This window comes from Verrucomicrobiota bacterium (assembly GCA_019247695.1).
In the GTDB taxonomy this organism is placed as follows: domain Bacteria; phylum Verrucomicrobiota; class Verrucomicrobiia; order Chthoniobacterales; family JAFAMB01; genus JAFBAP01.
Genome location: JAFBAP010000115.1, coordinates 18,688 through 45,451 on the forward strand (window position 1 = coordinate 18,688; position 26,764 = coordinate 45,451).

Annotated in this window: 22 protein-coding genes; 8 read left to right on the top strand and 14 right to left on the bottom strand. The window is 60.9% G+C overall.

What is annotated here, in order from left to right:
* Positions 1–39: 39 nt before the first annotated feature.
* Positions 40–507 (bottom strand): MFS transporter, encoded by a 468-nt coding sequence (locus tag JO015_13490; GenBank protein MBW0000109.1) that lies wholly within the window; start codon positions 505–507, stop codon positions 40–42.
* A 235-nt stretch (positions 508–742) separates the two neighbouring features.
* Between JO015_13490 and JO015_13495 the strand changes: the two genes are divergently transcribed.
* Positions 743–1,744 carry a glycosyltransferase family 2 protein gene (locus JO015_13495; GenBank protein ID MBW0000110.1) on the top strand — a complete coding sequence of 334 codons (1,002 nt, stop codon included), beginning with the start codon at positions 743–745 and terminating at the stop codon, positions 1,742–1,744.
* Between the two features lie 138 nt (positions 1,745–1,882).
* Here JO015_13495 and JO015_13500 read toward each other — a convergent pair whose 3' ends face one another.
* Positions 1,883–2,821, bottom strand: coding sequence for an aspartyl protease family protein (locus JO015_13500; GenBank protein ID MBW0000111.1), 939 nt, complete (start codon positions 2,819–2,821; stop codon positions 1,883–1,885).
* Between the two features lie 28 nt (positions 2,822–2,849).
* Here JO015_13500 and JO015_13505 point away from each other — a divergent pair, with 28 nt between their 5' ends.
* On the top strand, positions 2,850–3,593 hold the full coding sequence (locus JO015_13505; protein MBW0000112.1) for a tetratricopeptide repeat protein: 744 nt from the start codon (positions 2,850–2,852) through the stop codon (positions 3,591–3,593).
* Between the two features lie 251 nt (positions 3,594–3,844).
* Here JO015_13505 and sppA read toward each other — a convergent pair whose 3' ends face one another.
* Genes sppA through JO015_13520 form a run of 3 tightly spaced genes read right to left on the bottom strand, consistent with a single transcriptional unit; the run spans position 3,845 to position 8,919 of the window.
* Positions 3,845–5,653, bottom strand: a complete 1,809-nt coding sequence (gene sppA, locus JO015_13510) for a signal peptide peptidase SppA (GenBank protein MBW0000113.1) — start codon at positions 5,651–5,653, stop codon at positions 3,845–3,847.
* A gap of 15 nt (positions 5,654–5,668) precedes the next feature.
* Positions 5,669–7,588 (bottom strand): O-antigen ligase family protein, encoded by a 1,920-nt coding sequence (locus JO015_13515; protein ID MBW0000114.1) that lies wholly within the window; start codon positions 7,586–7,588, stop codon positions 5,669–5,671.
* Positions 7,585–8,919, bottom strand: a complete 1,335-nt coding sequence (locus JO015_13520; GenBank protein ID MBW0000115.1) for a replication-associated recombination protein A — start codon at positions 8,917–8,919, stop codon at positions 7,585–7,587. The genes JO015_13515 and JO015_13520 overlap by 4 nt, the downstream gene beginning before the upstream one ends.
* Positions 8,920–9,106: 187 nt before the next feature.
* Here JO015_13520 and JO015_13525 point away from each other — a divergent pair, with 187 nt between their 5' ends.
* From JO015_13525 to JO015_13535, 3 genes are all read left to right on the top strand, one after another.
* Positions 9,107–9,577, top strand: coding sequence for a universal stress protein (locus JO015_13525; GenBank protein ID MBW0000116.1), 471 nt, complete (start codon positions 9,107–9,109; stop codon positions 9,575–9,577).
* Positions 9,574–10,578, top strand: coding sequence for a hypothetical protein (locus tag JO015_13530; protein ID MBW0000117.1), 1,005 nt, complete (start codon positions 9,574–9,576; stop codon positions 10,576–10,578). Before JO015_13525 ends, JO015_13530 begins: the two co-directional genes overlap by 4 nt.
* Before the next feature lie 109 nt (positions 10,579–10,687).
* Positions 10,688–11,149: a transcriptional repressor gene (locus JO015_13535; GenBank protein MBW0000118.1), complete on the top strand. Its 462-nt coding sequence runs from the start codon at positions 10,688–10,690 to the stop codon at positions 11,147–11,149.
* A 21-nt stretch (positions 11,150–11,170) separates the two neighbouring features.
* On the opposite strand, the gene hisF is transcribed toward JO015_13535, so the two are convergent.
* The 3 genes from hisF to JO015_13550 all read right to left on the bottom strand — a co-directional run bounded on the left by hisF (position 11,171) and on the right by JO015_13550 (position 14,669).
* Positions 11,171–11,929 (bottom strand): imidazole glycerol phosphate synthase subunit HisF, encoded by a 759-nt coding sequence (hisF, locus tag JO015_13540; GenBank protein ID MBW0000119.1) that lies wholly within the window; start codon positions 11,927–11,929, stop codon positions 11,171–11,173.
* Positions 11,930–12,424: 495 nt separating this feature from the next.
* Positions 12,425–13,636 carry an acyl--CoA ligase gene (locus tag JO015_13545; protein MBW0000120.1) on the bottom strand — a complete coding sequence of 404 codons (1,212 nt, stop codon included), beginning with the start codon at positions 13,634–13,636 and terminating at the stop codon, positions 12,425–12,427.
* A gap of 100 nt (positions 13,637–13,736) precedes the next feature.
* Positions 13,737–14,669 (bottom strand): hypothetical protein, encoded by a 933-nt coding sequence (locus JO015_13550; GenBank protein ID MBW0000121.1) that lies wholly within the window; start codon positions 14,667–14,669, stop codon positions 13,737–13,739.
* A gap of 147 nt (positions 14,670–14,816) precedes the next feature.
* Between JO015_13550 and JO015_13555 the strand changes: the two genes are divergently transcribed.
* Positions 14,817–15,332: a DUF4142 domain-containing protein gene (locus tag JO015_13555; protein ID MBW0000122.1), complete on the top strand. Its 516-nt coding sequence runs from the start codon at positions 14,817–14,819 to the stop codon at positions 15,330–15,332.
* A 231-nt stretch (positions 15,333–15,563) separates the two neighbouring features.
* On the opposite strand, the gene JO015_13560 is transcribed toward JO015_13555, so the two are convergent.
* Both JO015_13560 and JO015_13565 read right to left on the bottom strand, forming a co-directional pair.
* Positions 15,564–16,514 (bottom strand): serine/threonine protein kinase, encoded by a 951-nt coding sequence (locus tag JO015_13560; protein MBW0000123.1) that lies wholly within the window; start codon positions 16,512–16,514, stop codon positions 15,564–15,566.
* Between the two features lie 155 nt (positions 16,515–16,669).
* Positions 16,670–17,989, bottom strand: a complete 1,320-nt coding sequence (locus JO015_13565; protein MBW0000124.1) for a Gfo/Idh/MocA family oxidoreductase — start codon at positions 17,987–17,989, stop codon at positions 16,670–16,672.
* A gap of 147 nt (positions 17,990–18,136) precedes the next feature.
* Between JO015_13565 and JO015_13570 the strand changes: the two genes are divergently transcribed.
* Both JO015_13570 and JO015_13575 read left to right on the top strand, forming a co-directional pair.
* Positions 18,137–19,249: an HD domain-containing protein gene (locus JO015_13570; protein MBW0000125.1), complete on the top strand. Its 1,113-nt coding sequence runs from the start codon at positions 18,137–18,139 to the stop codon at positions 19,247–19,249.
* 119 nt (positions 19,250–19,368) lie between these two features.
* Positions 19,369–20,205: a class I SAM-dependent methyltransferase gene (locus JO015_13575; protein ID MBW0000126.1), complete on the top strand. Its 837-nt coding sequence runs from the start codon at positions 19,369–19,371 to the stop codon at positions 20,203–20,205.
* 246 nt (positions 20,206–20,451) lie between these two features.
* Here JO015_13575 and JO015_13580 read toward each other — a convergent pair whose 3' ends face one another.
* The 4 genes from JO015_13580 to JO015_13595 form a co-directional block, all read right to left on the bottom strand.
* Positions 20,452–23,547: an efflux RND transporter permease subunit gene (locus JO015_13580; GenBank protein MBW0000127.1), complete on the bottom strand. Its 3,096-nt coding sequence runs from the start codon at positions 23,545–23,547 to the stop codon at positions 20,452–20,454.
* Positions 23,548–23,612: 65 nt separating this feature from the next.
* Positions 23,613–24,755, bottom strand: coding sequence for an efflux RND transporter periplasmic adaptor subunit (locus JO015_13585; protein MBW0000128.1), 1,143 nt, complete (start codon positions 24,753–24,755; stop codon positions 23,613–23,615).
* Positions 24,756–24,759: 4 nt separating this feature from the next.
* Positions 24,760–25,932, bottom strand: a complete 1,173-nt coding sequence (locus tag JO015_13590) for an efflux RND transporter periplasmic adaptor subunit (GenBank protein ID MBW0000129.1) — start codon at positions 25,930–25,932, stop codon at positions 24,760–24,762.
* 16 nt (positions 25,933–25,948) lie between these two features.
* Positions 25,949–26,494 carry a MarR family transcriptional regulator gene (locus JO015_13595; protein ID MBW0000130.1) on the bottom strand — a complete coding sequence of 182 codons (546 nt, stop codon included), beginning with the start codon at positions 26,492–26,494 and terminating at the stop codon, positions 25,949–25,951.
* Positions 26,495–26,764: the final 270 nt, after the last annotated feature.

The window sequence follows — 26,764 nt, forward strand, 5'->3', positions numbered from 1 at the left end:
GCGCCCATCATTCCGGCCGGGTCGATCGGCCTAGGCAGGCTACGGGGCGCTTTCATCGCCCGCGTGAGAAAGCGGCGTGGCGATGTCTTCCAGCGATTTACGTTCCGCCGCCACTCCCAGGAATACCTCGGCCAAGGCCCCGACGATCATCAACCCTGCCGCGATCAGGTAACCCATAAACATGGCGTCTTTCGATCCGGATTGAATCAGGTTACCGAAGAAGATGGGCGCAGCGACACCGCCGGCAAGGGTGCCGAAGGCATAAAAGGCCGCGATGGCCAGCCCCCGGATCTCGAGCGGGAAAATTTCGCTCACGGTGAGGTACGCAGGGCTCGCGGCGCAGGGGGCAATAAAGAACACGATGCTCCAGGCGCAGGTTTGGGTCACGGCGCTGAGCGCGCCCACCAGGGTGACTTCCAGCCCGTCAAGGATCCAGGTAACCCCGAGTCCGGCCACGATCAGCCAATGCCACCGGCTGAACGGGAGGCGGTCCAAACGAGAAGCCACGTCGGTTTCCACGGTTTTTTCGTTCGTGCGCGGGCCCATGGTCACTTGGTTTTCGCGTTCCGGAACGAGCCCGGATCTCCGTTCGGGGCGCTCACGCCGGTGCTGTCGCCGGTTCCGGCTGGCAGCGCGGGCAACCAGCACGTGGTTCGTTCACCCATATCCGCTCGCGGGTGTACTCAGGGTTTGGCCCGATGCTAACCAGTTGACTTTCCTCAATTCTTCCTGAAGCTGCGGGGTGCTAGTATCCGTGATCGTTCCGGTATTCAACGAGGAAGAGGCGATACCCGCCGTCTGGGAGGGAGTTCGCGCGGAGCTCTCCAGACTCAGGGTCGAATGGGAGATCATCTTCTTGGATGACGGCAGCACCGACAGTTCGCCGGCGATTCTCGACCGGCTCGCCTCGATTGACGCTCACGTCCGGGTGGTGCATTTCAAACGGAATTTCGGCCAGACCGCAGCCATGATGGCCGGCTTCGACCATGCGGCCGGAGACGTGATCATCCCGGTGGACGGCGATGGCCAGAATGATCCCGCTGACATCGAGAAAATGCTGCGGCTGCTGGACGAAGGGTACGACGTGGTTTCAGGGTGGCGCAAGGACCGGCAGGACAATTACATCCAACGTAACTTGCCCAGCATCCTGGCAAACCAGCTGATCTCCCTGGTATCCGGCGTTAGGCTTCATGATTTTGGCTGTTCGCTGAAGGCTTACAAGCGGCACGTCGTCGAAGGCATCCGGCTTTACGGCGAAATGCATCGTTTCCTGCCGGTCTACGCGTCCTGGCACGGTGCCAAGATCACGGAGGTAATCGTCAATCACCACCCGCGGCGAACCGGCCGGTCCAAGTACGGCCTGGAACGGGTGATCAAGGTCATCCTGGACCTGCTCGTGGTTAAGTTTCTGGATAAAGCCGCTCAGAAACCTATGTACGTCTTTGGCGGCTGCGGGTTGTTCAGCCTGGGACTGAGCCTCTTTACGTTTTGCTACATGGTGTGGTTGAAACTCAGCGAGGGCGTTTCTTTCATCCTGACGCCCCTGCCGCTGATCGCGGTGATGACCTTCATGATCGCCATGATGTGCGTCCTGCTGGGACTTCTGGCCGAGATGATCACCCGCACGTTCTACGAATCGCAGGGCAAATCGGTTTATGCCGTGCGTTCCCGGCGCAACTTTTCTGAACCGCAGGTGCGTTTGGTGGAGGAGGCGGGTACGCCACTCCGGGCCCGGGCCCGTTAAGGCGGTTAAAGGGCAGAGGGCAGGTGTGACATGCCCCTCCCGCCACTCATTCACCCCTGCAAGCCCGGCCTTACCGTCCGCAGCCGCGCGGTTACCCAGCCGTCTCGCGCGCGCGCTTTCCAATGTCGGAGGGCGAAGTTACCTGAAGTAAAGCCGCTGATTTTTGATGTCGATAACGCCGTGCCGGTTAAAGAGGAAATCAGCGCCGATCAAGCCCCCGAACGGGTAGCGTAAATCTTCCGGGCCCTCCGGCAGGGCCGTGACCCCGACGAGCGTGGGCCCGAGCCGGTAAGAACCGATTTGCAGCATAGGCGTCAGGCCTAAACCCACCGGCTTTTCCTTCGAATGGATCCCTCTCGCGTTAACGGTGGTACCCAAAACCGGCACACCGTTCTGCGCTGCCACCTTCGCCGAGATCAACGTGGCAAATCCGCCGGTGTCGACCACGAAACTGTAACGGTTACCGCCCAACACGGTTTCAACCTCGAGCGCACCGGACCGCGCGATCCGGAGGGGCACCGATTTGAAATGCCTGGCGTGCACGTAGCTCAGGAGGTCGCGGGAAGGGTCATCCTGCGTCTGCAGGTAAATCCGCTGGTTGGCGCAATCAATCACGGCACCGTAACGCTGCATGATGTCGAGGCCGATGATGCCGTCCATGGGCACGTAATGACCGGTCTCCCGCAGCCGGCCGCGGAAATCTTTCAAGTCGATCAACGCTACCGGCCCCGACCCGAGATTGGTCGAGCCAACCTCCAACGCATCCACGTGGGCCACCGGTACCACCCGGTTGTTCACCTCGATCTGACGCGGGACCTGGACCTCAGTGCCCTGGTACTGCAGGCCTAAGGCCTTGGCTTTGCTTGAATCGACGATCGTGAGCGCCGCTCCCGTGTCGACTGCAAACCACGCCGGCTTTTCATTAATGCGCACCGGCGCGAACAAGTGATTGCCGGTACTACGGCTGAGGGCAATTCCCGCTCGCGTCTCGCTGGCGCAGGCCGGGCAAACCACCCAAAGAAAAGCGGCGAACCCCAAAAACGCCGTACGGCCGAGCAACAACAGAACCCTTTCCATAACCGCCTTTCTGAGCATGATACGTCTTATGAGGCCAGTACCGTTTCTTTTGCTGTTATGCACGCTCTTTTCGCAAGGAATCACGATTTGCTGGCCAAAAGAGGCACAGGGCTGGGGCAGCGTTTGGGAACAGCGCATGACCATCGGCCAGGCTGCCCTGGACGACGCTTACAAACTGGCTGCTCAAGGCAAAGTCAATGAGGCGCTCGAAATGATCGACCGCATCATCGCCAATTATCCTAAAAACTGGCGCGCGCACTTTTTAAGGGCAGCCGTGCTGGTGCTGGCGCAACGACGCGACGACGCACTGCGTGAGATGGACGAAAGCATCCGGCTGGCCCAGCACAGCAACGTGTCCCCGGCGCTATTGTCCGAACTTTACCAGAGCAAAGGCCGCAGTTGCATTGACTACGGGCGTTACCGGGATGCCAAGCGCGCCCTGGAGACGGCAGTCCATTTGCAGCCCAACGATCCCACCACTCTCAATGACTTGGCGTGGATGTTTGCGACGGCCCAAAATCAACAGGTCCGCGACGGCCGTCGCGCGGTGAACCTCGCCACCAAAGCCTGCCGGCTGAGCGGATGGACGAATGCTTTTTCCATCGACACGCTGGCAGCTGCCTACGCGGAGAGCGGCCGCTTCGACCAGGCGGTTCGCTACGAACAACTCGCCATCCAGAACTTGCGCCCGGAAGATCAGAAAACGCAGCTCGCCGGGATGCAGAACCGTTTGCGGCTCTACGCGTCCGGCCAGCCGTATCGAGGCCAGTAAAATGCCACAAATGAAGCGAGTGTCGAGTGTCGGGTCAAAGAGACGCTATGCCCATCGTGTAACCGTGTGCCCCTGATTTGTGTAATCTGTGGATGGATCCCTTTCTGCGTTGTCTGCGTGTTCTGCGGATCATTCCTTTGCTGTGGTCCGTGAGGTGGCGGTGAGTGCCGGGCATTGAAACGGCATGGCTGACCGTCTCCAATTTCCTCAATTAAATCGGTGTTAATCTGTGTAATCTGTGGACATGGACATCATTCGATTTCCAGCCCGAACGGCATCAAGGCATAAGCGCCCTGCGGGTCATTCAGACTTTCCAACCGCGAGAATTCCCTGCTGAAACGCACCAGTTCCCGGTGAAAGGGATCCAACCTGGACACTATCGGGCGCTCGTTCCCGCTTAACCACTCCTGAACTTTGGTGCTCAGATCCTGCCGGGCCGGAAATTCGGTTACCACCGGACGAACTCCCAACCGGGTTTGGTTCCCCAAGTAGCTTACCGCCTCCGTCAGACCTCCGAGCTCGTCCACCAGGTGCAGACGAACCGCCTCCAAACCGGCCCAGACCCGGCCCTGCGCGATCTCGTTTACCTGGTCCACAGGCAATTTTCGGCTGTTTGCGACGATCTGCAGGAATTCCTGGTAATCCTTGTCGACCGCCTTTTGCAGAATCGCGAGTTCCGCATCGGTCTTGGGCTGCATCGGCGACAGGATTGAAGCGTACGGCGCGGTTTGTACCGTGTCGAACGAAACGCCGTTATCGCTTGCAAGCTTTTGGAAATTCAGGAACAACCCGAACACGCCGATGCTGCCGGTGATGGTACTCGGCTCGGCGAAAATGCGGGCGCCAACGGTAGAAATATAGTAACCGCCGGAAGCGGCCACGGATCCGAACGAGATCGCGACCGGTTTCACCCCGGCGGCCTGTTCCAGTTCGTGACGGATCACGCCTGACCCGGAAACGCTGCCTCCCGGGCTGTTCACCCGCAGCACAATGCCCTTCACGTTCGGATCGAGCCGGAACCTGCGAATGGCGCGGGCATAACGGTCACCCCCGACGTTGTCCGGGTTACCTTCGCCATCCACAATATCTCCCTCGGCGTAAACCACGGCAATCGTGGCGCTGCCATCGTCGGGCCGGCCAGCCCTTTCAAACGACTCAACGTAATCGCTGACGGTAACCTGGCGAAACGTGCCGGCCTTCTTATTTTTGCTGGTACCGTACTGCTGCCGGAGCTGATCGATCACCCTGCTCAGGGGCGTAAGGTCCGTCACCAGCCGGCGCTGAAGGGCCGCATCGGCATCAATCAAGCCCAGCTGGGAAACAATTTGCTGGACGGCGCCTTGCGGCAAACCGCGCGATTGTTCGATGGCGGACGTGATCTCACCCCAGAGATCATCGAGCAGCTTCTGGGTTTGTTCGCGATCCTCCGGGCTCGCCTTATCGAGAATGAACGGCTCGACGAACGACTTGTATTTGCCCACCCGGGTCACCTGGACCCCGACGCCGAACTTCTTAAGCAAACCCGGGAAATAAACCCGCTGGCTCGCCAATCCGCTCATGACGAGGGTGCTGTCCGGGTCCATAAAGATCCTGTCCGCAACGGAGTCAAGGTAGTAAGCCCTCGTCGTCGGGTAATAAGCAAAGGCGTAAACCGGCTTCTTCGATTCTTTAAAGCGCTGTAAGGCCAGGCGGATCTCACGAAGGGTACCGTAGCCGGAGGCGTACCGTACCGGCACGATCGTGCCCGTCAGGAAAATGCCGGCGATCCGGTTATCGGTTGCCGCATGTTCAATACCCCCCAGGATCTCGCGCAGGGTGACCCTCTGTTCGCCTCCACCTTCCAGCCCCGCAACGACCTGCGATGCGTCAAAACGGGCCGGCGCGTCCGTGATGGGAATGGAAAGGTCTAATACAAGCCACGAGTTCTCAGGCAATTCCGCCGCCTTCTGACCGGCCTTTTGAAGGGCGCCGAGCCCGAGGAACAGCAACCCCACAACGCTCGCCAGGAAGATGAGAATCGCGAAGAAGGCGCCAAAGAACGAACCGAAGAACGATTTCATGTGCGTTTGGTTGGTTTACGGATTTCTTGCCGGAACCGGTTGCGTTTGTATCGCGCGGCTTTCGTTCAGGCCGGCGACGGCGAGTGCGTTGGGTTGTAACTCCTTGGAGCGCCGGTAGGCGGCAATGGCCTCCGGCCACCGGTGCTCGAGTTGGAAGCGCAGCCCGTAATACGCATAGGTCTGGGCCAGGTAAGGGCTCCACTCGAACGCGGTTTGAAACAGCTGGTCTGAACGCCGGAAGTCGCCTCGTTGCGCGTAGGCCAGGGCGGCTTTGACCAGCAAGCGGTCATCCATGGGAAAAAGTTTCAGGCCGGACTCGAATGCCTGGGTGGCCGCGTCGAGCAGGGCGGCCTGGGCTTGCCCATCAAAATCACTGCTTAGCTGGCGACGCGATTCGGCCAGGTAATACCAAAGGTCCGGATCGGTGGGTTCGGTGTCCAGGCCCTTCTTGGCGTGCAGGATAGCCAGGGGGTACTGCTCCTTGCGGAGGGCTTGGCGCGCTTGTTCGGCTTCAGCCGCGGCCGGCAAACGGCCCGGCAACAGGATAAGCAGCGGCAGGCTTGCGAGGACGGGCAGGAACCTGGTCGCAGGATATAACCAGCCCTGGGTTTGGCCGGCTCCCCGCGCGAACGCAACGCCGGGGTTAGCCAGAATCCCAAACAGGAAGGCGACGACGAGCGTATTGCCGGGAATCTGCAGGTTGAAATCGAAGATGGAGTGCACCGCCAGTGCGACGATGGCGAAAATGGCTCCAGCCACCAGCGCCAGCGACAGTGAGAAGGTCCGCTTGCGCGCGGTCAGGTTCGTTTCCATTTCGCCGAGGAAAGAAATTGCGGCCCAGAGATGGACGCAAAGAAAAAAGGCGAAGAGCACGGCCCCGGCCACGCCGAATTCGGCCAGGAGCTGCAGATAGTCGTTATGCACGTACACCGGGTCGGTCTGAGTCGACGGATCCCGAAACTTCCGGCCGTAGATATAGTAAGTGCCGGCACCGGTGCCGGTCCAGGGCTGGAGCTGAAACTCTCGCACGGCGGCTTGCCATAATTCGAGCCGGACGTCACCGGAATCGGCGATGGCGCCGAAACGCTGCGTCAGGAGGGCGCTGTGGCCGGTAAACCACGCGGTGGCGATGGTCGCACTCAACAGGAGCAGTGCTCCTGCTCCCAGCATCACCCACCCCCCTTTCGGAGCTTGCCGGAGCAAGTGATAGGCGACGAAGCAGCCGAGGGCCAGGCCGCTCACCCCGATGCTCAGGTAACCGCCGCGGCTTCCGGAGATCAACAGGCCTGCCAGGGATACCGCGGCACCGTACAGCAGAAGGATCCGCACCCAGGCGTTGATCCGGCCAAGTACGGCTACCGCGATGGCCATCGTCGCCACGCATTCCAGCAACCCCGCCAGGTGATTCGGGTTCACGTAGAACCCGCTTGCCCTCGTGCCGTAGTCGTCGACGCGCTCATAACCGAACGGCAGAAAACGGTGGTCCTTGATGAACTGGACCAGGCCGACCCCGACGTGCCCCAGCGCCAGAAGCAACGATCCACTCAGAAAGAGGAGCCGCTGCCGGGGTGCCGTACAAAACAGCGCCGCCAGCGAGTAAACCACCAGCGCCGCGAGAATCAGGAAGAGATCGGTCCGGGCAAGGTATTCCAGGGGTGAGGTCAGGGTTCTGGCCAGCAGGTAACCGCCGAAGGCCACGGTTGCCACCAGGCAAAGGCCGTTGGCCCGGGCTGGCCCACGCCTCAACCCCAGGCTGACCAGCCCGGTGCCGGCCAGCACCAGGTAACCTGGAAATGCAAAAATCGGCCGGGTGCCACCGATGCGCAGCTGGATCCAGGCAATTGCCGCGAAAACGCCCACGACCAGAACACCGGCGCCGAGTCCGAGCCCGGCAAACGATCCGCGGCTTGTCCGGGTTGAAACGGGTTCACTCACCGTGGCACCTCCCCTTTCCCCTCGAAAAGGCCGCGCCAATGCTCAAGGCGTTCCTTGATCCGGCGTTCCATTCCATGATCGCTCGGCACGTAGTACACCCGGCCCTCGGGCAGATACGCCTGGGGGACATAACTTTCCGGGTAATCGTGGGCGTACAGGTAACCTTCACCGCCGCCTAACCGCTTCGAGCCCTCACCCCGCAGATACGGCGGGATAGCCAGAACCCGGCCTTTTTCAAGATCCTCAAGCGCCTTTCCCAGGCCGGCGTACGCCCGGTTGCTCTTCGGAGCCGTCGCCACGTAAACCGTCGCATGCGCGAGCGGGATACGGGCCTCCGGCATCCCGATGAATTCGACGGCTTGCTGCGCGGCCACGGCCACCACCAGCGCGTTGGAATCGGCCAGCCCGACGTCCTCACTGGCCGCAATGACGATCCGGCGCGCGATGAACCGGATATCCTCCCCACCGTAAAGCATTTTCGCCAGCCAATAAAGCGCGGCATCCGGGTCGGACCCGCGCATGCTTTTGATGAAGGCGCTGATCGTATCGTAGTGCTCGCCCTCGTCGGCATCGTAGAGAACGGCCTTTTTCTGGATACTCTCTTCGGCGGCCTCTTTTGTCAGTTGAATGAAGCCGCCGGCATCCGGGCTGGTCGTCAGCACAGCCAGCTCGAGCGCGTTCAGACAACGGCGGGCATCCCCTTCGCTCGCCTCGGCCAGAAACGAGAGCGCGGCGGGGTCGGCCCGGACCGGGTAGCGGCCCAGGCCGCGTTCCGGGTCAAGCAGGGCTCGCTCCGCCAGGAGCACAAGGTCCGCCCGGCTCAACGGCTCGAGCTGGAAAATCTGCGACCGCGACACGAGCGGACTGTTCACGTAATAAAACGGGTTGTGCGTCGTAGCTCCAACCAGCCGGATGACACCGGACTCGACGTCGGGCAAAAGCACGTCCTGTTGCGCCTTGTTGAACCGGTGCAATTCGTCAATAAACAACACGGTTCGAACCTGTTTGTTACGCAGCCGGGCGGCACCGGCCGCGATCACGCGCCGCATCTCAGCCGTCGACCCCTCTACGCCGCTCAACTGTTCAAAGTGCGCCCGGGTGGTGGCGGCAATGATTTGCGCCAGACTCGTTTTCCCGACGCCGGGCGGCCCGTAGAGCAGCACCGACGAAAACCGGTCGGCCTCAATGGCGCGCCGGAGCAACTTGCCGGGTCCCAGGAGATGCTGCTGGCCGACGAATTCCGCAAGCGTCCGCGGGCGCATCCGCGCCGCCAGCGGCGCGCTGGCTGAGACGGAGGAAGGCTCCGCGGCGGCCCCGAACAAATCATCCATCGCCCCATGATCCATGATCGCTGATGGATCGGCAATGGCCAATGAGCGTTCGACATTTAGTGTTCGCGACGATCGCGGCTAATGGGACGCCGCACATGATTCGTGGCGTCCGGTGGCGAGCCGATCGCGCGCTCGTCGATGACAAACCCCTCAGGTTGCGGTTCATTGGCCCTTTACCTCACTACCGATGAAAACCATCTTGGTCCCGGTCGATTTTTCGGACGTCACTCTGCGGGTTGTAAAAGCGGCGGCGCACCTGGCCAAACCGTTCGGAAGCAGGGTTGTGCTGATGCACGTTTCCGAAGGTTATTCCCAGAGGTTCGCGTTCGGGACCGGTCGCGAGGACGCGCCGCCGGAAGTCGTCGAAACCGAAGCCGGCGAGTCCGCCGCCCGCCGGCGCCTGGGCGAATTGCAGGATCTGGTGCTCTCCGCCGGTCTGGAATCCACCAGCATCGAGCTCACTGGGCCGCCGGTTGAACAAATCATGACCCAGGCGGAGACCACCCGCGTTGACCTGATCGTGCTGGGCACGCACGGGCGCAGCCCGCTGTATCACCTTTTTACCGGCGGCGTTCTCGACGGCATTCTGCGGCGCGCCCGCTGCCCGGTCCTCGTCGTGCCTCTGGCCGGAGCTGAATCTTCAAGCCCCCAGGCATGAAATCCGGCCTGCGTCCCGGGCTGGCCGTACTCAATCCGGGCGGGCGCGACCCGGATCAATCTTACCAGGCAGGGCCCGGTCTGCCCGATCCATCGGTTCATGCTCCCGTTAATTATCACGCTTATGCGGCCTGTACCGGGGGCGGCTTTTACCGGACGTCACGCCGGGCGGCGGCGCATCGCAATGTGCTCCTATTGTTGCGGGATGATCTCAAGGCGGCGCAGAACGCATTCCGGCTGCTCAAAGCTTCCGGCTGTTTTGTGGCGATCGCGTTCAAGGAAGCCGGCACGCACCAGGTTGCCGTCCAGCTCAGGCGCGCCTCCGCTGTAACCCGGTTCCGCGCACTTGCAGCCGAAGCCGACCTGTGTCTCGCCAGCACGCCGGAACTGGCGACCCTCTACCAGGTCGTCTCCCGCCGCGTGGCGGAAGTGCCCACGCCGTACCCGGTTGACCTCCCGAAATGGGACTTCGCCCGGCCCCTCGATCAGAGACAAGGCGTCTTCATCGGAACCCGTGAGTTCGATGTACCGACCCGGAATCATTTGCTGGTCCTCCTGGCTGCAAAATCCCTGGCAACTCCCCTGACGGTGATCGCCCGCGCCAGGGATGCAGCGAACCTGTCGGCGACTGGGCTCGCCCCGGAGCAAATCCGTGTGCTGCCTCCCCTACCCTACCCGGTTTATCTCGAGCGGATGGCCGCTCATCGCCTGGTGCTGCAGTTCGACCACAGCACCGTTCCCGGCCAGGTGGCCGGAGACGCCTTGCTGTGCGGGCTGCCTACCGTCGGCGGAAATGGTGCGACGGAAAGGATCATCCTGCCCGAACTGAACGGTTACGGGCGCGACTTTCCCACCTTGCTGGAACGCGCCCGCCGGTTGCTGCATGAAAGCGATTTCTATCAGCTGCAAGTGCGTAAGATGCAGGAACTGGCCGCCGCGCGGCTAAGTTTTCAGGCGGCTCGTACCCGGCTGGCGCACTGTTTTCCAGGTGTCTGCGGGTAGACGCGGACAAATGGTCGTAAACCGGGGCATGGACCGGGCAACCAAGCTTTGTGGCATTTTCTGATTCTACATTTGTGGCATTTTTCCATCTCAGCTACCTTTAGTGACCGTGAGCTCAGCCCGGCGGCATGATCATCCTCACCCCTCCTTCAGGCTGGACCAGATCCTGGCCCGGCTCCGGTCCGCAGGCATGCGGATCACAAAAAGCCGGCAACAGATCCTGATTACGTTGCTCAACGCCAAGCGTCCCCTTTCGTTGCACGAAATTCAGGATGGAGCCGCCGCGGGTTCAGAGGCACCGGATTTCACCACCGTTTTTCGGGTCATGAATGCGCTCGAAAAAATTCAGCTGGTTCAGAAGGTTCACCTGAACCGGACAAGCCGGTATTATGAACTGGTTAATCCGGAAGAACACCACGACCACATCATTTGCACCGAGTGCGGACGCGTGACCTTAATGGTGGAATCATGCCCGGTGCAGGAGTACCAACGCACCATCGAGCGCCGATACGGGTACGCCGACCTCAAGCATTCGCTCGAGTTTTTCGGCAAATGCCCGCGGTGCAAGTGACGGCGGGTAAGGCGTTACCGGTTAGAGCCGCACCTCGATGCCGTGGGCGCGCAGGAACTCTTTCGCCTGGAGAACCGTAAACTCGCCGAAATGGAAGATGCTCGCCGCAAGCACGGCATCCGCCTTTCCTTCCTGCAGAACCGCCAGAAAATGCTCCAGCTTGCCGGCTCCGCCGCTGGCGATCACCGGGATGCCGACCGCCGTACTCACCGCCGCGTTCAGGGCCACATCGAACCCGTCTTTGGTGCCGTCGGCATCCATACTGGTCAGCAAAATTTCTCCCGCACCAAGCCGTTCGACCCGCCTGGCCCATGCAACGGCATCCAGCTCGGTCGGTTTACGGCCCCCGTGCGTGTAGACGGTCCATCGCCCCGAACCGGTTTGTTTCGCGTCGATCGCGACGACGATGCATTGAACCCCGAAAGTGTCCGAGCAACGGGAGATCAGCTCGGGGTCGAACACCGCGGCGGTGTTGATGCTGACTTTATCCGCCCCGGCCAGGAGCATGTCCCGGACATCGGCCACTTCACGAATACCGCCGCCGACGGTTAACGGCATGAAGCATTGCTCGGCCGTTCGCTCGACGACGTCAATCATCGTCCGGCGATTATCCGACGAGGCGGTGATGTCCAGGAAGACGAGTTCGTCTGCCCCTTGCCGGTTGTATTCCATCGCGCACTCAACCGGGTCACCCGCATCGCGCAGTTGCAAAAACTTCGTTCCTTTAACCACGCGGCCGGCAGTAACGTCGAGGCAGGGAATGATTCGTTTGGTGTGCATCAGGAAAACCGGTGGCCCGATCGGTCACCCGCGAAAACTTGCCCGGCTCAGTCCGGAACGCAACCAAGTCACACCACGATCACAGCGGAGAAGACTCACACGGCGCCACGGCGGAACACGGCGACCACGGCGAAAAGAGAGGAACCATCCGCAGAACACGCAGAAGAACGCAGAAAAGAGGAAACATCCACAGATTACACAGATTGACACAGATTAAGCGGACTTGGCGGCAGCTCCAAGGTTGACACTCGCGCCTAACCCCCATGTTGCCGCTCCGAACTCCGAACTCTTCCTCTTCCGCCGTGGTCGCCGTGGCTCGCCGTGTTCGCCGTGTGAACTCTTACGTCGTGCCCGCCCTCCTCGCTGCGGCCGCCGTGTGCCCTTAATCTGCGTAATCCGTGTAATCTGTGGATGTTTTCTCTTTTCTGCGTTCTCTGCGTGTTCTGCGGATGATTTCTGTCTTCCCGCCCGGTGAGCGTGACCTTCGGGGGGGCCTCACCCGTCAGCCGTCCCGGGCACCGTCCAGAAACGCTGATCGGCATCGAAGTACCCGTGACAACCGGTCCGCAACCATGGGTCGCCAGGACTTTCGATAAAGAGGCGGCCCGAGTCAGTGCCGCCCTCCAATGTACAAGGTGTGGGCAGGTAACCGGCGCGCACGATCAGTTCGCCGATGGGCGGGGCATGGCCCGGAGTGCCGGCGGGTGTACCCCGTCCGGGCGCCGGCAGGGTACGGGCTTCGACGCGGTCAAAGAAGTTGCCGACGCAGCACGCGTGATCGGTTGCCATGGCCGGATCCAACGGGATAGTGGCGACCGGCACCACGTCCCCGAACAGCACCTCAACGGTGGCTTGGGAGCTGTGCTCGGCCAGGAAGCGCCGTTGCGCATCCTCTAAAGGGGCCTCGAGCACGAAGATGCGGTGTAACGGCGAAGATTTCTTACGGAGAAGGTAGACCAGGTCGGTGACCAGCGCCGTGGTCCGGGTCGGTTTGAATTTCTCGAGTTGCCGCTGCAGTTGGAGGCGGTTGAGCAAGCCGAACCCGATAGGAATCAAGCTGGCCAGGCCGGCCCGCAAATTGGCCAGCAGATGCAGGGGCGTGCTGCATAAGTCGATGTCGCCCGCTTTGAGGCGCAATGCTGAAAGGAGGAATCCGAGGGTGCTCCCGAGCTGCTCCTGCGTCCAGCGCCACACCATCGTCCGGCCGGACCGGTCGTGCGTCAACAGCAGCAGGGCCGGTGCCTCGTCGGGCACGTCTTCGACCGCGCCGATGTGGCCGATCCTGAGCCAGTGGCCTCGGGAAACAGTTGATTCGGGGTAAATCTTTTTTGACACGTGGCGCAGACCCGCCGCCAATTGCGGATTTGCCGCCTGCAGCAATGACAGTACGCAAGCGGCCGGACGCGCTTCGCGAATCCACGCCAGGATCTGCCGCAGGTTGCACCCGGGGGCGTGCACCACCGGCACGGCGCCGATCTGCAGGGCCGCAAGAAAATGCACGTAAAACTCCTGGCTCGGCTCCAGCAACAGAAGAAACAGGTCCCCACGACGAACTTTCTCCTCGCGAAGCCGGATCGAGGTCGTGTCCACCGACCGGTTCAGCGCAGCATAGCTAAGGACGCGATCCCCCAGCAGCGTGTGGTCGATCAGTGCAGGAACGCCGGGCTGCAGGTCGACTCTTTCCCGAAACGCTTGGACAAAGTTCATACCAGATCCACGGGCGCGCTTCTTAACCGCACCCCAGGATTCGCCAGGACGCGGCTTCCGGCAACCGAAATTACAGGGGCGGGCGCCGGGGAATTTGACCTCAACCGTGGAAGCGAAACGCGCAACGCCGGGCAAGCGTACCTTCCGGGGGGATGACCTGGATACCGAGTTTTTCTTCGAACGGTTCCTGTTGTTGGTGATCCGGGAGTCCCCAGCAAGGCTCGACGCACACGAAGGGATTCAGATCACTCCAGAGCGCAAAATAAGGGGCATCCGACACATCGACCACCACCTCACGCGCAGTCGCCAGGTCCCTTAAACGGACCACGGGTTCGTCAACCTCCAACGGTTCGAGCAGAAACGTATCCGGCAGCTCGAAAGGTTTAATCGGCAGATGACGCCCGTCCGACTCAAACTCGACCGTCTCGCCGCTCAGGAAATTGCCGGGCGCAAGGTGGCGCCGGTAAGATCCGCGCGGCAGGATGATCCGCGCCTGGTCGACGGAACTGACCGCAAAACCTGGGTGAAGCCCGAAGCTGACGTGCGCGGGACGATCCGCCTCTTTATTATGAAATCCGAACACGACCTCGACTTCGTTGCCCGACAGGGTGTAATCGATTCGAAAATCGACCTTACGAGGATACTCGTCCGGCTTGATTTCATTTGCGCCCAGCTGAAAGCTCAGCGTTCCGCGCTCGCCGATGCCGGCTTCCGCGGCGGTAAACGTTTTGTGGCGCAGAAAACTGTGGTTGCCGCCCCGGATAATTTCCCCCTCGTAGTTAGTCTGTTCATTCCTGAGCCGGTGAATGAAGTAGCCCATGACCGTCGCGTGATTCTTCCAACCGGTGGCAGGCGGCGTCACCAGGCCGTCCCGGTAGAGGTAACCTTTCCAGCTGCCGTCAGCCTGCCGTTGCGCGATACTCACGATCTCGGCCCCGAGGCTATCCACGACCAGCCTGAAGCCCGATTCATCGTCCACCAACTCGTGAAGCTGATGCCCCTCCCCTTCAAACCCGCGGTAATGAAAGCGCATGCTCACCCTTCCCGGGGATTGCACCCCCTGGCAAACAGAAAATTGGCGTTTGTCTGACAAGTGACAGGGAAGAACGTTTTCCGAAACGTATCGAAAAGAACCATGCCGGATAAAATTTGCGATCTAAGGACGGACACCAATCCCCCTATGATGAAGAAGATTATCCTCGCAATGGCGCTCACGGTCTGCGCTGCCGCCTCAAGCTTTGCCGATCAAGGTCTGACGGCCGACGAACAGGCTTTCATTGAAAAGGCGGCGACAAGCGATCAGACGGAAATCATGCTTTCCAAGCTTGCCTTGGAGCGTGCCGGCAGTCCGCAAGTTAAGGACTTTGCCCAGACGATGATTACCGACCACGGCAAGTCCACTTCTCTTCTGCAACCGATCGCGGCGGACCACGGCGTAAATCTGCCTGAGAACCCGCCGCCGGCGAACAACGAGAAGTACCAGAAGCTGGAAAAACAGTCGGGAACCGCTTTCGACAAGACTTATATAGAAACCATGGTTGCAGATCACGAGGACACCCTTCACGCTTTTGAAGCCGAAGCGGGCAGGGCGACTGACCCGAAGTTGAAGGAATTTATCTCGACGGTCCAGCCGGTCGTGGCGCACCACCTGGAGATGGCTAAGGCGCTCCGGCAGGCCAAACAGACGGAAAGCTGAGCCTGGGACGTCAGTCCGTCACCGTGAACTTGGGTGGCGACCGTTTCCGCGTGCAGACGATCACGTCACAGGCGGCTACGAACCCCTCCGATTCATCCATCCGGTGAAGTCACGTCGAGCCGGCGACGGGTGGTCTTCCCGAGTATCGGAAGCTCCTCCACGTCCGGGCATCAGGCTGGTGCCCGGGAAGCTGGCGGCGACTCTGGCCGGAACGGTGAATGCCTGAACTGATCAGGGCCGGCCGGCCAGACGCGCCAGCAGTTCCGTCGCGCTCTGCGGTCGTTGGACCGGGTCCCGGGCCAGGCACGCCGCGACCGTTTGCTCCCAGGTCACCGGGATCGGCTCGCTCTTGATCCCCCGCTGCGCCCGGCGATCAGCCATGGACGCAAGCAACGCGTTACCCCCCATTTGCGGGTAGTACGCAGTGTCAAACGGCGCCGTACCGGTCAGCAGCTCATACACGGTGGCGCCGGCTCCATACACGTCGTCGCTCACGGCCGGTTCCGTTTCCACACGCTGCAGCGCCGGCACGGAATCCGGGTTTGGTGCGGTTCCGGCCCCCAGTCGACCCAGCCATTTTCTGATCCGCCCCGCTAACCCGAAGCCGGTCAGCTTTAACTGGCCCGCAGCGTCCACCAGCACATTGTCCGGCCGAAGGCCGCCGTGCACAAGGTTCACCCGGCCGTGCGCATACTCCAGCGCTTCGCACAGAGAGCGTATCCAGGCAGTCAGGTCATTTACCTCAAAAATCTGCTGGGGCCGCTCGAGCCGCAACTGCGTCAGGCTCTCGCCATCCACGTATTCCAGCACCACGCCGGCGATCTGTTCCGCTTCCACGAATTCATAGGTACGGGCGATGTGGGCGTGAACCAGTTCGCTGCTGCGGCGGACGATTTCCCGCAGCTCGGCCAGGGCGCCCAGGTTGCCGCAGATCGTCTCGGGCAACAACTTCAAAGTTACCGGCCGGTCGAGCCGCTCATCCGTGGCCAGCCACACCCCGCCTTCATCACCGCTGCCTAACGCGCGGCGCAATTTGAAGCGGCCGGCAAACCTGGACCCATGTTTCAAAGCGAACGGATCCAGGTCGGCGCCCGTTTCGGACTGCCCTGGCGTATCCAAAGCGGTCTGTTCACCCTCCGGCAAGCCGCCTTCAGGGTTCTCGATTCTACAGGCCTGAGCCATATTCAGCTGCCTCCAGCAGACGGGTCAACTTACTCCCAGAAGCGGGTAGGACGCCAGTGAGAATCCTCCAAAACGGGCGGCAGATGATAAGGCAAGCCTGGCTGTCCTGCGGCGTCAGAGAATAGAAAGTTTTGCCTTCTGAAGAAGTCCGCGGCTCACCGGTCCTTATCGTCTATCCCGAACACCACCTCGCGGCCGGTCTGGCTGGAATGGTAGACCGCGTCGAGAATTTCCATGAGCTGGACGGCCTGAAGGGAACTGTTGATCGGCGGGGCGTCGCCGCGAACGGCTTGCAGGAAGTTCTTCATCTGCGGCGTGAACTGGTGCGGCACGTCTTCAAACGGCAAATCAACCGATACCAGCGCTCCGTCCCGATCTTCGAAAAGGGACAAGGGCGGCCGTTTAACCTCGGGGTGCAATTGAAAGACGTCGATGATGCGGAGCGTGCCTTTCGGGCCGTAAAGGGTGGTCTGGAAAAGTTCCTGGCGCCCCCATTTACCCATCGGGATCTCGTCCGTCAGGTTCGCCGCCCAAGCCACCTCGAAATTAACCAGGGCGCCTGATTCGAATCGGATCAGGCCGTAAGCGCTGTCCTCAACGTCAAAGACGGCCGATTTTACCAGTTGCGGGAACTTTTGGAACGTCTGCGCCGTCACGGAGCGCGGCTTCGGGGTGCCCATCACGTACCAGGCCGCATCGATGGCGTGCACGCCGAGGTCGATCAACGCGCCGCCCCCGGCCCGGGAACGATCCGTAAACCAGCCGTCAATCCCACCGGGCGTACCTCGGGAACGAACCCACTTGGTGTTGGCGTAATAAATCTCACCGAGCCGGCGCTCAGCGACGGCATGACGCGCCGCTTGCATCGCACCCGAAAAACGCATTTGCCGGCCGAAACAGTAGGTCAGCCCGCGACGCTCCGCCTCATGGTGCAGCTCGCGCATCTGGCCTGCGTTGAGCGTCGGCGGCTTCTCGCAGAGGACGTGCTTGCCCGCGTGCAGCGCTTTCAGCGTCGCCGGGAAATGCAGCGCGTTGGGCAGCGCCACAACGACGGCGTGCAACTGCGGGTCGGCCAGCATCTCTTCGTAATTGGAAAAGGCCTTTTCCGGCTTGTACTTTTCCTGAAATGTCTGGCGGCGCTTATCGTTGAGGTCGCAGATGGCGTAAAGATGACCCAGGCCACATCGTTGTACGCCCTCGGCGTGCCGTTCACCCGGCCAGCCAAGACCGACAATGCCAACGTTGATCGTGTCCATGGCCGGGAACATCGAGTACCGGGTGGCGGGTGTCGAGCGAATGCCACAAATGGAAGAGAGTGTCGGGTAACGGGTAACGGGTGTCGCATGGAAGACCACAAGCCGAAGTTGTTCCCGGTAGAGAGTGCCGCGCGTCAGCCCAGGAATAACCGCCACGAATGAATTGGAGGCCTCGACGCCCCCCGCCCGTCCTTCCCGGCGGTATGGAATCAACGCCATGAGCACGAGCCGTCGAAGTCACCCCTCAGCGGCATTTACACCCGACACCCGCCATTCGTTACTCGCTACTCGTTACCCGTTACTCTCTTCCATTTGTGGCATTGTTCCGACTTCCCTCATTTCCGCAATCGGCTAACATGGCCGGCAATGGGCACACCGCGTTTTACCCTGGCCGAAATCCGCAAGCAGACGGTCAATGAAAAGCTCCAAGGGGAGGTGCTGGGGCAGGTTGAACAACGGACTCAGAAACAGACGCGTGACTCCAAGCCTTACCTGGAGATGCAGCTCCGGGACGGCACCGGGCTGTTCACCTTTCGCGTCTGGCAAGACCACGAAAGCTACCAGTTTCTGCTCACGGCTCCGATCGGCACCTTCGTCGGTTTGGCCGGCGAGTTCAGCGTGAACCCGCACTTCGGGCTGGAAGTGCGCAATTACGTCACGCGGGAGCTGGGACCCCCGGACGTTGCCGAAGTGGTGGAGGGACCCGCGGCGCAACGCCAAAAACAGGCGGAAGATTTTCGGGAGATCGAACACACGGTGGCCCGTCTTAAAGACCCCCGGCTGCGCCGGATGGGTGAGCTTTTCCTGGCCGAATACGGTGAACGTTTCCGGCGCACGGCCGCCGCCCGCCATTATCACCACGCGCGCCGCGGCGGGCTGGTGGAACATGTGGCCCAGATGCTGCGCACGTCGAAAGCCCTGGTTCAGGCGTACCCAAAGCTGAATGCCGACCTGTTATACGGCGGCGTGCTGTTCCACGATTGCGGCAAGATGTGGGAAAACTGTTTTCCGAAGGACAGCCTGGTGATGGCCTATGATACGCGCGGCGAACTGCTCGGCCACATCGCAATCGGGATCGAGGTGGTCAACCGGCTTTGGAACCGGCTCCGGAGCAGCGACGAATACGACCGGTGGCGCAGCCTCGCGCCGGATTCAGAGGTGGTACACCTGCACCTCATTCACGTCATCGCGGCCCACCATGGAGAGAAAGGGTTCGGCTCGCCGGTTGAACCAAAGACGCCGGAAGCTTTGGCGCTTCATTTTGTTGATAACCTCGACGCCAAGTTCGAGACGATGACGGCGGCTTACGACCATGGGGTTCGTATCACCGACGAGATTATCGAACGCGTCCGCCCGTTGTGCACCAACCTCGTTGCGCCGCTGCCGGCGTTTGTCGAACCACCGATTGGCAGCCCTGGGGCGACGCGCCGGTGCGAACCGTTTGCGATCGACTTGCCGTTTGACCTGCCGGTGAGCTGATCCCGCGCCCCCCGGAGCTTTTCAGCCGGTGAACGTCGCGGGGTCCGGCCGGTCCCGAACGCTGAGCCGGAGGGTAGCACGCGCTCCCGCGTTCGTGCCGCGGCCCTTCAAACAACGACATGAAACTGCGCCAAACGGGACTTTACCGCGTGCTCACCCGCCTGGACCGCTTGATTCCACGGTTCTGGCTCTCCAACCGGGAAGCATACAATGCACGGCATGTGGTTGAAGAGTACGCCTCCGCCAATTACCTTCATCCGCCGGAACAAACCATCCTGAACCTCGCGGCGGAAGTGATAAAAAACGGCAAAATGCTGGACATCGGAGTCGGCGGCGGCCGGACGACGCTCCACTTCGCACCACTCGTGCAGGAATATCTCGGCATTGATTACGCCGGAAACATGATTAAAGCCTGTTGGCAACGGTTTCATCCTCTACCCCCAAACGTGTCGTTCAAGGTAGGTGAGGCCAAGGACCTGAGTGCGTTTCGCAGCGGCTATTTCGATTTTGTCCTGGCAAGCTTTAACTGCATCGATTATTCAGCATCGCACGACGAAAGGCTCAAGACCCTGCAGGAGATGAAGCGCGTGTGCCGAAAAGGCGGCCTGGTAAGTTTCTCGACCCATAACCTCCTGTACGGCGATCTGTTCAAGATCAGGTTAGATAAAAACCCTTCTCGTGCGGCCTCCGCGTTCTATCAATTCCTGTGGTTGCGGATTCTTAATGGTGACCGGGCACGGCATACCAAGGGGGATTATGCCTGGATACGAGACGAAGCTCACGCCTTCAGCCTGAGGACGTACTACATCAAACCCTGTAAACAGGTGGAACAACTGGAGGCCCTGGGGTTTGAGAACATCAGGATTTTCCGCCTGGACGGCTGCGAGGTCGCCGCCGGGTCAGATTTAAGCCGGTTACGGGATGGCTGGTTGTACTACCTTGCCACCGTTAAGTGACGGCAGCCCGCCGGAATGTCCGAAGCCCGAAGCGGATAGAAGTCAAGAACGGCCAAATCGAAATTTGGCCGTCCCGGACGTCCTCCTGGCGCGCCGCTTCCTGGCGCACTTCCGGCTTCTCCCCGCCCCGTTTTGCGGAGAGTCGTCGAAAGCACATCCAGGGCCCTTCATGTATGGTTAATTGCAAGCGGGTCGACAGGACTGGTCGATCGACTTCAGGGCGCATTAAAGCGTATCGACTGCCGGTCAGACAAGCTCGGGTTGCAAATTTCTTTCTATTTCCGTCGCCGGGTTCTCGCCTTCGGCAGACCCGCCCTTGCGGTAATTTCTTCCGAGCAACATGTAGATGGACGGAACCACAAACAGCGTGAAGAAGGTTCCGATGACCATGCCGGAGACGAGCATGACGCCGATGCTGTTACGCGCCCCGGCGCCGGGCCCGTGCGCCAGCACCAGGGGGAAATGGCCCATCACGGTAGCCACCGACGTCATCAGGATCGGGCGCAGCCGCGTCGATGCCGCTTCGACCAGCGCTTCTTCTTTGGCCAGGCCTTCCTCCTGCTGTTTGTTCGCAAATTCGACAATCAGGATGCCGTTTTTCGCGATCAAACCCACCAAGGTGATGAGGCCGACCTGGCTGTAAATGTTGATGGTGGTGAAGCCGAGGAAGCTGAAGACCAGCGCCCCTGAAAGCGCCAACGGGACGGAACCCAAAAGGATGATCAGCGGATCCCGGAAGCTCTCGAACTGGGCTGCCAGAACCAGGTAGATCAGGATCAGCGCGAGGAAGAAAGTGGTCATGAAAGCGCCGCCTTCACGGCGCAACTGGCGGGATTCGCCGCTGTAATCAATGGTGTAACCGTTGGGTAAAATCTTCGCTGCTTCCTGCTCCAGGATTTTGAGCGCCTGATCTTCCATGCCTGCCTGGACCGCGCCCTGGATCTTGACCGAGTTAAGCTGGTTGAACCGGTTCAGGGACCGAGGCACCACTTCCGTTTGCACCTTTGCGAACGTGGCAAGCTGCACCAACTGGCCGTTGGGTCCGCTCACGTAGACGTCCTTGAGTTGATCGGGAGTGAGACGTTCCACCCGTTTCACCTGCGGGATTACCTTGTAGCTGCGCCCTTCAATGCTGAACCGGTTAACATAATTGCCGCCGAGCAGCCACGCGAGGTCACCGCCGACGCTGCCCAGGTTCAATCCCATCGACGCGACTTTGTCCCGGTCAAACAGCACCTTCGCCTGCGGTTCATCAATCTTCAGGTCGCTGTCGGCAAAGAAGAATTTGCCGCTCTGCACGGCCGCCGCGACCAACTGGTTGGCAAACTCGAGCAGCTCCCGCGGCTCCACCGTCGACGCGATCACAAACTCAATCGGAAAATTGGCCCCGCCCGGCAACGGTGGAGGCGTCGTCGTCACGATGCGGACGCCGGGAATAACCGATAATTTTTTGGTTACTTCCGGCAGCATGTTTTGCGTGGTGCGTTCCCGCTGGTTCCATGGTTTGGTGACCATGCCCGAAAATCCGAAGCCCTGGCTGCCGGGCAGAATGATCTGGAAGGTCTGCGCCGTTTCGGGAAAACTCTTGAATACGTGATTAACTTCCTTCGAAAAAAGTATGTTTTGATCGATGGTCGAATTCGGTGAGGTCTGGACGAGCCCGAAGATTACGCCCTGATCTTCGCGCGGAGCCAGTTCGCGCTGCGAGAGGAAATAGAATGGCACGATCAGCACGATGACGATCCCGGCCGCCGTGAGGATCACCGGCCGGATGGTCAGCGTTCCCTGCAGGACGTAGCGGTAGAACTTTTTGAGGGATTCGAACCGATGATTGACCCAGCCGGCGAAACCTTTCTCAGTCAGGTTCGCCTTGAGCAGGCGGGACGACATCATGGGTGAAAGCGTCAATGCCACGAAGCCCGAAACGGCCACGGCACCGGCCAGGGTGAACGCAAACTCCCGAAACAAAGCCCCCGTCAACCCGCCCTGGATACCGATCGGGGCGTAAACGGCCGCGAGGGTAATCGTCATCGCGACGATCGGGCCGAACAGTTCGCCGGCGCCTTTGTAGGCCGCGTCCAGCGGGCTTAAACCTTCCCGCAGGTGGCGCTCAACGTTTTCCACCACCACGATTGCATCGTCGACAACCAGGCCGACCGCCAGCACGATGGCCAGCAAAGTAAGCAGGTTCAGCGTGAAGCCGAACGCGAGCATCAGGAAAAGCGCGCCGATCAAGGAAAGCGGAATCGCGACGACCGGGATCAGGACGCTGCGCAACGATCCCATAAACAGGAAGATAACCAGAATGACGATGCAGACGGTTTCGGTCAGCGTCTTGGTCACTTCATGCAACGCATTCTGGATGTAGTCAGTGGAGTCGTACGGCACCCCGAGCTTCATCCCGACGGGCAACTGGCGCTCGATTTCCGGCAACGCCGCCCGCACGTTCCTGATCACCTCGAGGGAGTTGGCGGTAGGCAAAACGTAGATTCCCATGAACGTGGCCGTGCTGCCGGAAAAGCGCACGTCCGACTCGTAGCTTTCCGCACCCAACTCAACGTCGGCGACATCGCGCAGCCGCACGATGGCGTTACCCGACTGTTTAATGACCAGGTCGCGGAACTCCTCGGCACTGCGCAGGTCGGTGTTGGCTTTGAGGTTCACCGCCACCATCGACCCTTTGGTTGAACCGATGGCGGACAGGTAGTTGTTTTGACCTAACTTTTTCTGGACGTCGCTGGGCGCCACCCCCAGCGCGCCCATCCGGTCAGGCTTGAGCCAGACCCGCATGGCAAATTTCCGCTCACCCAGGATCTGCGCCTGCTGAACGCCGCTGATCGCCGAAAGTTTCGGCTGGACGACCCGCGCAAGGTAATCGCTGATCTGGTTGCGGTCGAGGTCGTTGGAATAGAAACTCAGGTACATCGACGCGAACTGGTTGTCGGTCGAAGTGATGTCGATGGTGGGTAGTTCAGCCTCCGGCGGCAGATCGTTCCTGACCTGGTTAACCTTGGCTTGGACCTGCGTCAGGGCTTTGAACGGGTCGTAATTGATTTTCAGCTGGACCGAAATCGTGCTCAGCCCCGGGGCGCTCTGCGATTCCATGTAGTCGATCCCGTCGACGGCGGCAATCGCCTGCTCGAGCGGGGTAGTGACAAACCCCTGAACCAGGTCTGCATCCGCGCCCACGTAAACGGTCTTGACGGTGATGACGGAAATATCGCTGCGCGGGTACTGGCGGACGCTGAGGGTGCGCCAGGATGCGTAGCCGGCGAGCAGGATGATGAGGTTGACCACCGTTGCGACCACCGGTCGCTTGATGAAAAGGTCGGTGAAATTCATGGGCTCTGGGTCGGTGTGGATCGGCTCAACGCCGGCCGGTTTGGCTTCTGCGGGGTCCTGGTCGCCTAACTGTCCGCGGGCGCGGGGGCGGGCTCGTTTTCGGGTTGAATGGAATTGTTGACGACGACGCTGCCCCCGTCGCGCAACCGGAATACCCCGGCAGTGACGACCTCGTCTCCCGGCTTCAGGCCGGCCGTGACGGCAATCTGGTCGCCTCTGCTGTCGCCCAGCGTCACCACCTGCCGCCTCACAGCATGCACAGGTTTGCCCGCCTTGTCCTTGGCCTCCGTAAGGACGTACACCGCCGTCCCGCTGATGCTGTAATCGACGGCCGAAGCAGGCACGGCGATCACCTCCGGCTCAGCCTTAAGCGTGAGGCTGACGTTGACGAACGTTCCCGGGCGCAGCTTTTCTTCGTCACTGCGAACGGTGGCCTGCACCTGGACGTTGCGTGAGCCGGGGTCGACCAGAGAATTGATGGCCGTAACGGTTCCCTTGAACGTTTCATCCGGAAACGCGTTGACCCGAACGGCGACGTCCTGGTCCAACCTGACCTGGCCGAGATTCTGCTGCGGCACTGAAAAGTTCACGTACACAGGATTAAACGAGTGAAACGATACGACGGGCGCACCCGGCGCGATGTACTGGCCGACGTCAACCCGGCGGATGCCGGCAACCCCGTCAAAGGGCGCGCGAATCGTTTTCTTATCGATGGTGGCCTTGTAAAGGTCCACGGTGGCCTGCGCCTGGCGGTAGTCAGCTTCCGCCGAATCGTATTCCGATTTGGCGATGGTGCGCTGCGCGAGCAGGCCCTGGTCGCGTTGCAACGTGAGGCGCGCAAGGTCGCGGTGCGCTACCGCCTGGGCCAGCTGCGCTTCCTCCTGGCTGACGTCCACCTGCACTAAAAGGTCGCCTTTGCGTAACCGCGTCCCCGACGCAAACGCGATCTTGTCGACGATGCCCTCAAGGTCGGTGCTCAACGTCACACCGTTGACGGGCGAGACCCAGCCCATCGCGCGAAGGTTGGTGGTCCAGGCGCTTTTGCCGATCACCAGCGTGGATACCGCCGTCGGCGGCGGTGCAAACGCGCCTGATTGCGCCAGCCTGATAAACCCCATGATCTGGTTGACCTTGAAATAGGCCAGCCCGCCGATGAGCAGGCCCATCACCAGAAACATGATAAAAAAGGCGAGGATTAACCGCTTCATGCCGCTAAGAGGAATGCGAGGTTGATGCGCCGGCCGGTACAGATGCGGGTGTGGTCCCGGTGCCGCCGGCGTCAGGCCGGCGCACGGTCACCGCGGCCCCGTTGCGGAGCCGGAAGACCTCGGCCATGACCACTTCATCCCCGGCGTGGACGCCCGAGATGACGGCCACCCGGTCACCCCGGATCTGGCCTAACTTGACAAAATGCTGTTCCAAACTCTGGCCCGGCGCACCACCCTCCTGGGGGCGGTTCACGACGAAAACAGAATCGCCGTACGGCGCATATTTAACGGCACTCAACGGCACGGTGACGACGTCCCGTTCGGTCCCCGACTGCACGTTGACCTTGGCAAACATACCGGGACGCAGTTTGCGGTCCGGATTCGGCAGCGTGGCGCGTACCTTGAAGGTGCGCGAGTCCGACTCCACCTCCGAATTGATGGCGGTAACGGTGCCCCGGAACGCTTCGGGGTAGGCGTCCAGGATGACTTCAACCCCAAGCCCGGTCGCGACCTTGCTTAGTTGCTCCTGCGGCAATTCAAAATCGACGTAAACCGGATCAACGCTCTGCAGCGTGACGACCGGCTGGCCCGGGTTAAGGTACTGGCCGACGTTGACCTGCCGGATACCGGCCAGGCCGTCAAACCGCGCCCGGATCGTTTTTCGCGCGATGATTGCCTGCTGTTCATCAACCGCCCCGTCGTTCTGGCGGAGATCAGCTTCGGCCGAGTCGTATTCGGATTGCGAAACCGTGTGCCGGCTCAGCAGGTCACGCTCGCGCTCAAGGTTGAGCCGGCTCAGGTCACGCCTCGCTTCCGCCTGCGCCAGTTGCGCTTTCTCCCGCTCGATATCGAGCTGGACGAGCAACGCGCCGTTACGGACTTCCGAACCGGAGTCAAAACCGATCTCCACCACCCTGCCGCCCAGGTCCGTGCTGACCGTCACCCCGTTTACGGCAGTGATGCTGCCGACGGTTTCGAGAAACGGTTGCCACCGGAGCTTTTCGGCCCTGGCCACTTGAACTTGCAAAGGGGCGCCCCTGGCGGCGAGGGCCGGTGCCGTCGAATCCCCTGCCGGATGGCTCGACGTGTTTCGCTCCGTGGGAAACAGCCTCTGCCGGTTGAGGGCCAGCGCCAGGATCAGCCCCGCCACGAGCATCAAGATTAGAAGGCGTTTCATACGGGTGGAAGCGGAATCAGGCGGTGACCTTCTCGCGGTGGAGTTCCTCCGACAATTCCGTGATCCGGGCCTGAACCTTTTGCAGGAGGTAGACCAGGTGCTCGCGTTCAGATAACGCCAACGGTTCCAGAATTCGGGCAAGCCAGCGGAAATAGGCGGGACGAACGCGCTCGAGCAGGGCTTCCCCCTGTGACGTCAGCTTGACCCGGACGACGCGGCGATCTTCGGGATCGCTCAGCCGTTCAACCAAGGCGTCGCGCTCGAGTCCGTCGAGGAGCCCGGTAATCGTGGCCCGCGAAACGCCGGTGCATTCGGCAAGGTCGGCCGCTGCCGGAAAGCAATGGGCGCAATGCGCGACCATCATCATCAGATTAAACCGGCCCTGACGGCTTCCCATTTGGGCAAGGAAATCGGCGTCAAGGGTGAGGATTTCGTCCGCAATTTTTAACAGGTGCAGGAACGCGTAGCAGCTGGACGGGTCAAGCCCGGGGTAATGGTGGGCTGCGTCCTGTAGCACCTCATAACGCGGCACATGCCTGATGATGGGAACTTGGCCGGGCATTTATTTAGGTACTTAATTATTAGCCCCCTAATAATTGGTCAAACGTTTTTTTTCCACCGCCACACGGCGAGTTGGGCGGGCACAACGACTGAGTTCACACGGCGACCACGGCGGACCACGGCGGACCACGGCGACCACGGCGGGAAGAGGGAGAAGGGGAAAGGGTTCGGAGTTCGGAGCGGCAGCATGGGCGGTGTCAAGTCCAGCGTTTGGGATTCTTTTTTCTGCGTGCTTCTGCGTGTTCTGCGGATGATTCTGCTTTCCGCTGGG

What these genes read in the sequence shown, in the direction of transcription:
- JO015_13500 (MBW0000111.1), bottom strand. Translation starts at nt 2,821, where the DNA reads ATGGAAAGGGTTCTGTTGTTGCTCGGCCGTACGGCGTTTTTGGGGTTC.
- JO015_13505 (MBW0000112.1), top strand. Translation starts at nt 2,850, where the DNA reads ATGAGGCCAGTACCGTTTCTTTTGCTGTTATGCACGCTCTTTTCGCAA.
- sppA (MBW0000113.1), bottom strand. Translation starts at nt 5,653, where the DNA reads ATGAAATCGTTCTTCGGTTCGTTCTTTGGCGCCTTCTTCGCGATTCTC.
- JO015_13520 (MBW0000115.1), bottom strand. Translation starts at nt 8,919, where the DNA reads ATGGATGATTTGTTCGGGGCCGCCGCGGAGCCTTCCTCCGTCTCAGCC.
- JO015_13525 (MBW0000116.1), top strand. Translation starts at nt 9,107, where the DNA reads ATGAAAACCATCTTGGTCCCGGTCGATTTTTCGGACGTCACTCTGCGG.
- JO015_13530 (MBW0000117.1), top strand. Translation starts at nt 9,574, where the DNA reads ATGAAATCCGGCCTGCGTCCCGGGCTGGCCGTACTCAATCCGGGCGGG.
- hisF (MBW0000119.1), bottom strand. Translation starts at nt 11,929, where the DNA reads ATGCACACCAAACGAATCATTCCCTGCCTCGACGTTACTGCCGGCCGC.
- JO015_13545 (MBW0000120.1), bottom strand. Translation starts at nt 13,636, where the DNA reads ATGAACTTTGTCCAAGCGTTTCGGGAAAGAGTCGACCTGCAGCCCGGC.
- JO015_13550 (MBW0000121.1), bottom strand. Translation starts at nt 14,669, where the DNA reads ATGCGCTTTCATTACCGCGGGTTTGAAGGGGAGGGGCATCAGCTTCAC.
- JO015_13555 (MBW0000122.1), top strand. Translation starts at nt 14,817, where the DNA reads ATGATGAAGAAGATTATCCTCGCAATGGCGCTCACGGTCTGCGCTGCC.
- JO015_13560 (MBW0000123.1), bottom strand. Translation starts at nt 16,514, where the DNA reads ATGGCTCAGGCCTGTAGAATCGAGAACCCTGAAGGCGGCTTGCCGGAG.
- JO015_13565 (MBW0000124.1), bottom strand. Translation starts at nt 17,989, where the DNA reads ATGGCGTTGATTCCATACCGCCGGGAAGGACGGGCGGGGGGCGTCGAG.
- JO015_13570 (MBW0000125.1), top strand. Translation starts at nt 18,137, where the DNA reads ATGGGCACACCGCGTTTTACCCTGGCCGAAATCCGCAAGCAGACGGTC.
- JO015_13575 (MBW0000126.1), top strand. Translation starts at nt 19,369, where the DNA reads ATGAAACTGCGCCAAACGGGACTTTACCGCGTGCTCACCCGCCTGGAC.
- JO015_13580 (MBW0000127.1), bottom strand. Translation starts at nt 23,547, where the DNA reads ATGAATTTCACCGACCTTTTCATCAAGCGACCGGTGGTCGCAACGGTG.
- JO015_13585 (MBW0000128.1), bottom strand. Translation starts at nt 24,755, where the DNA reads ATGAAGCGGTTAATCCTCGCCTTTTTTATCATGTTTCTGGTGATGGGC.
- JO015_13590 (MBW0000129.1), bottom strand. Translation starts at nt 25,932, where the DNA reads ATGAAACGCCTTCTAATCTTGATGCTCGTGGCGGGGCTGATCCTGGCG.
- JO015_13595 (MBW0000130.1), bottom strand. Translation starts at nt 26,494, where the DNA reads ATGCCCGGCCAAGTTCCCATCATCAGGCATGTGCCGCGTTATGAGGTG.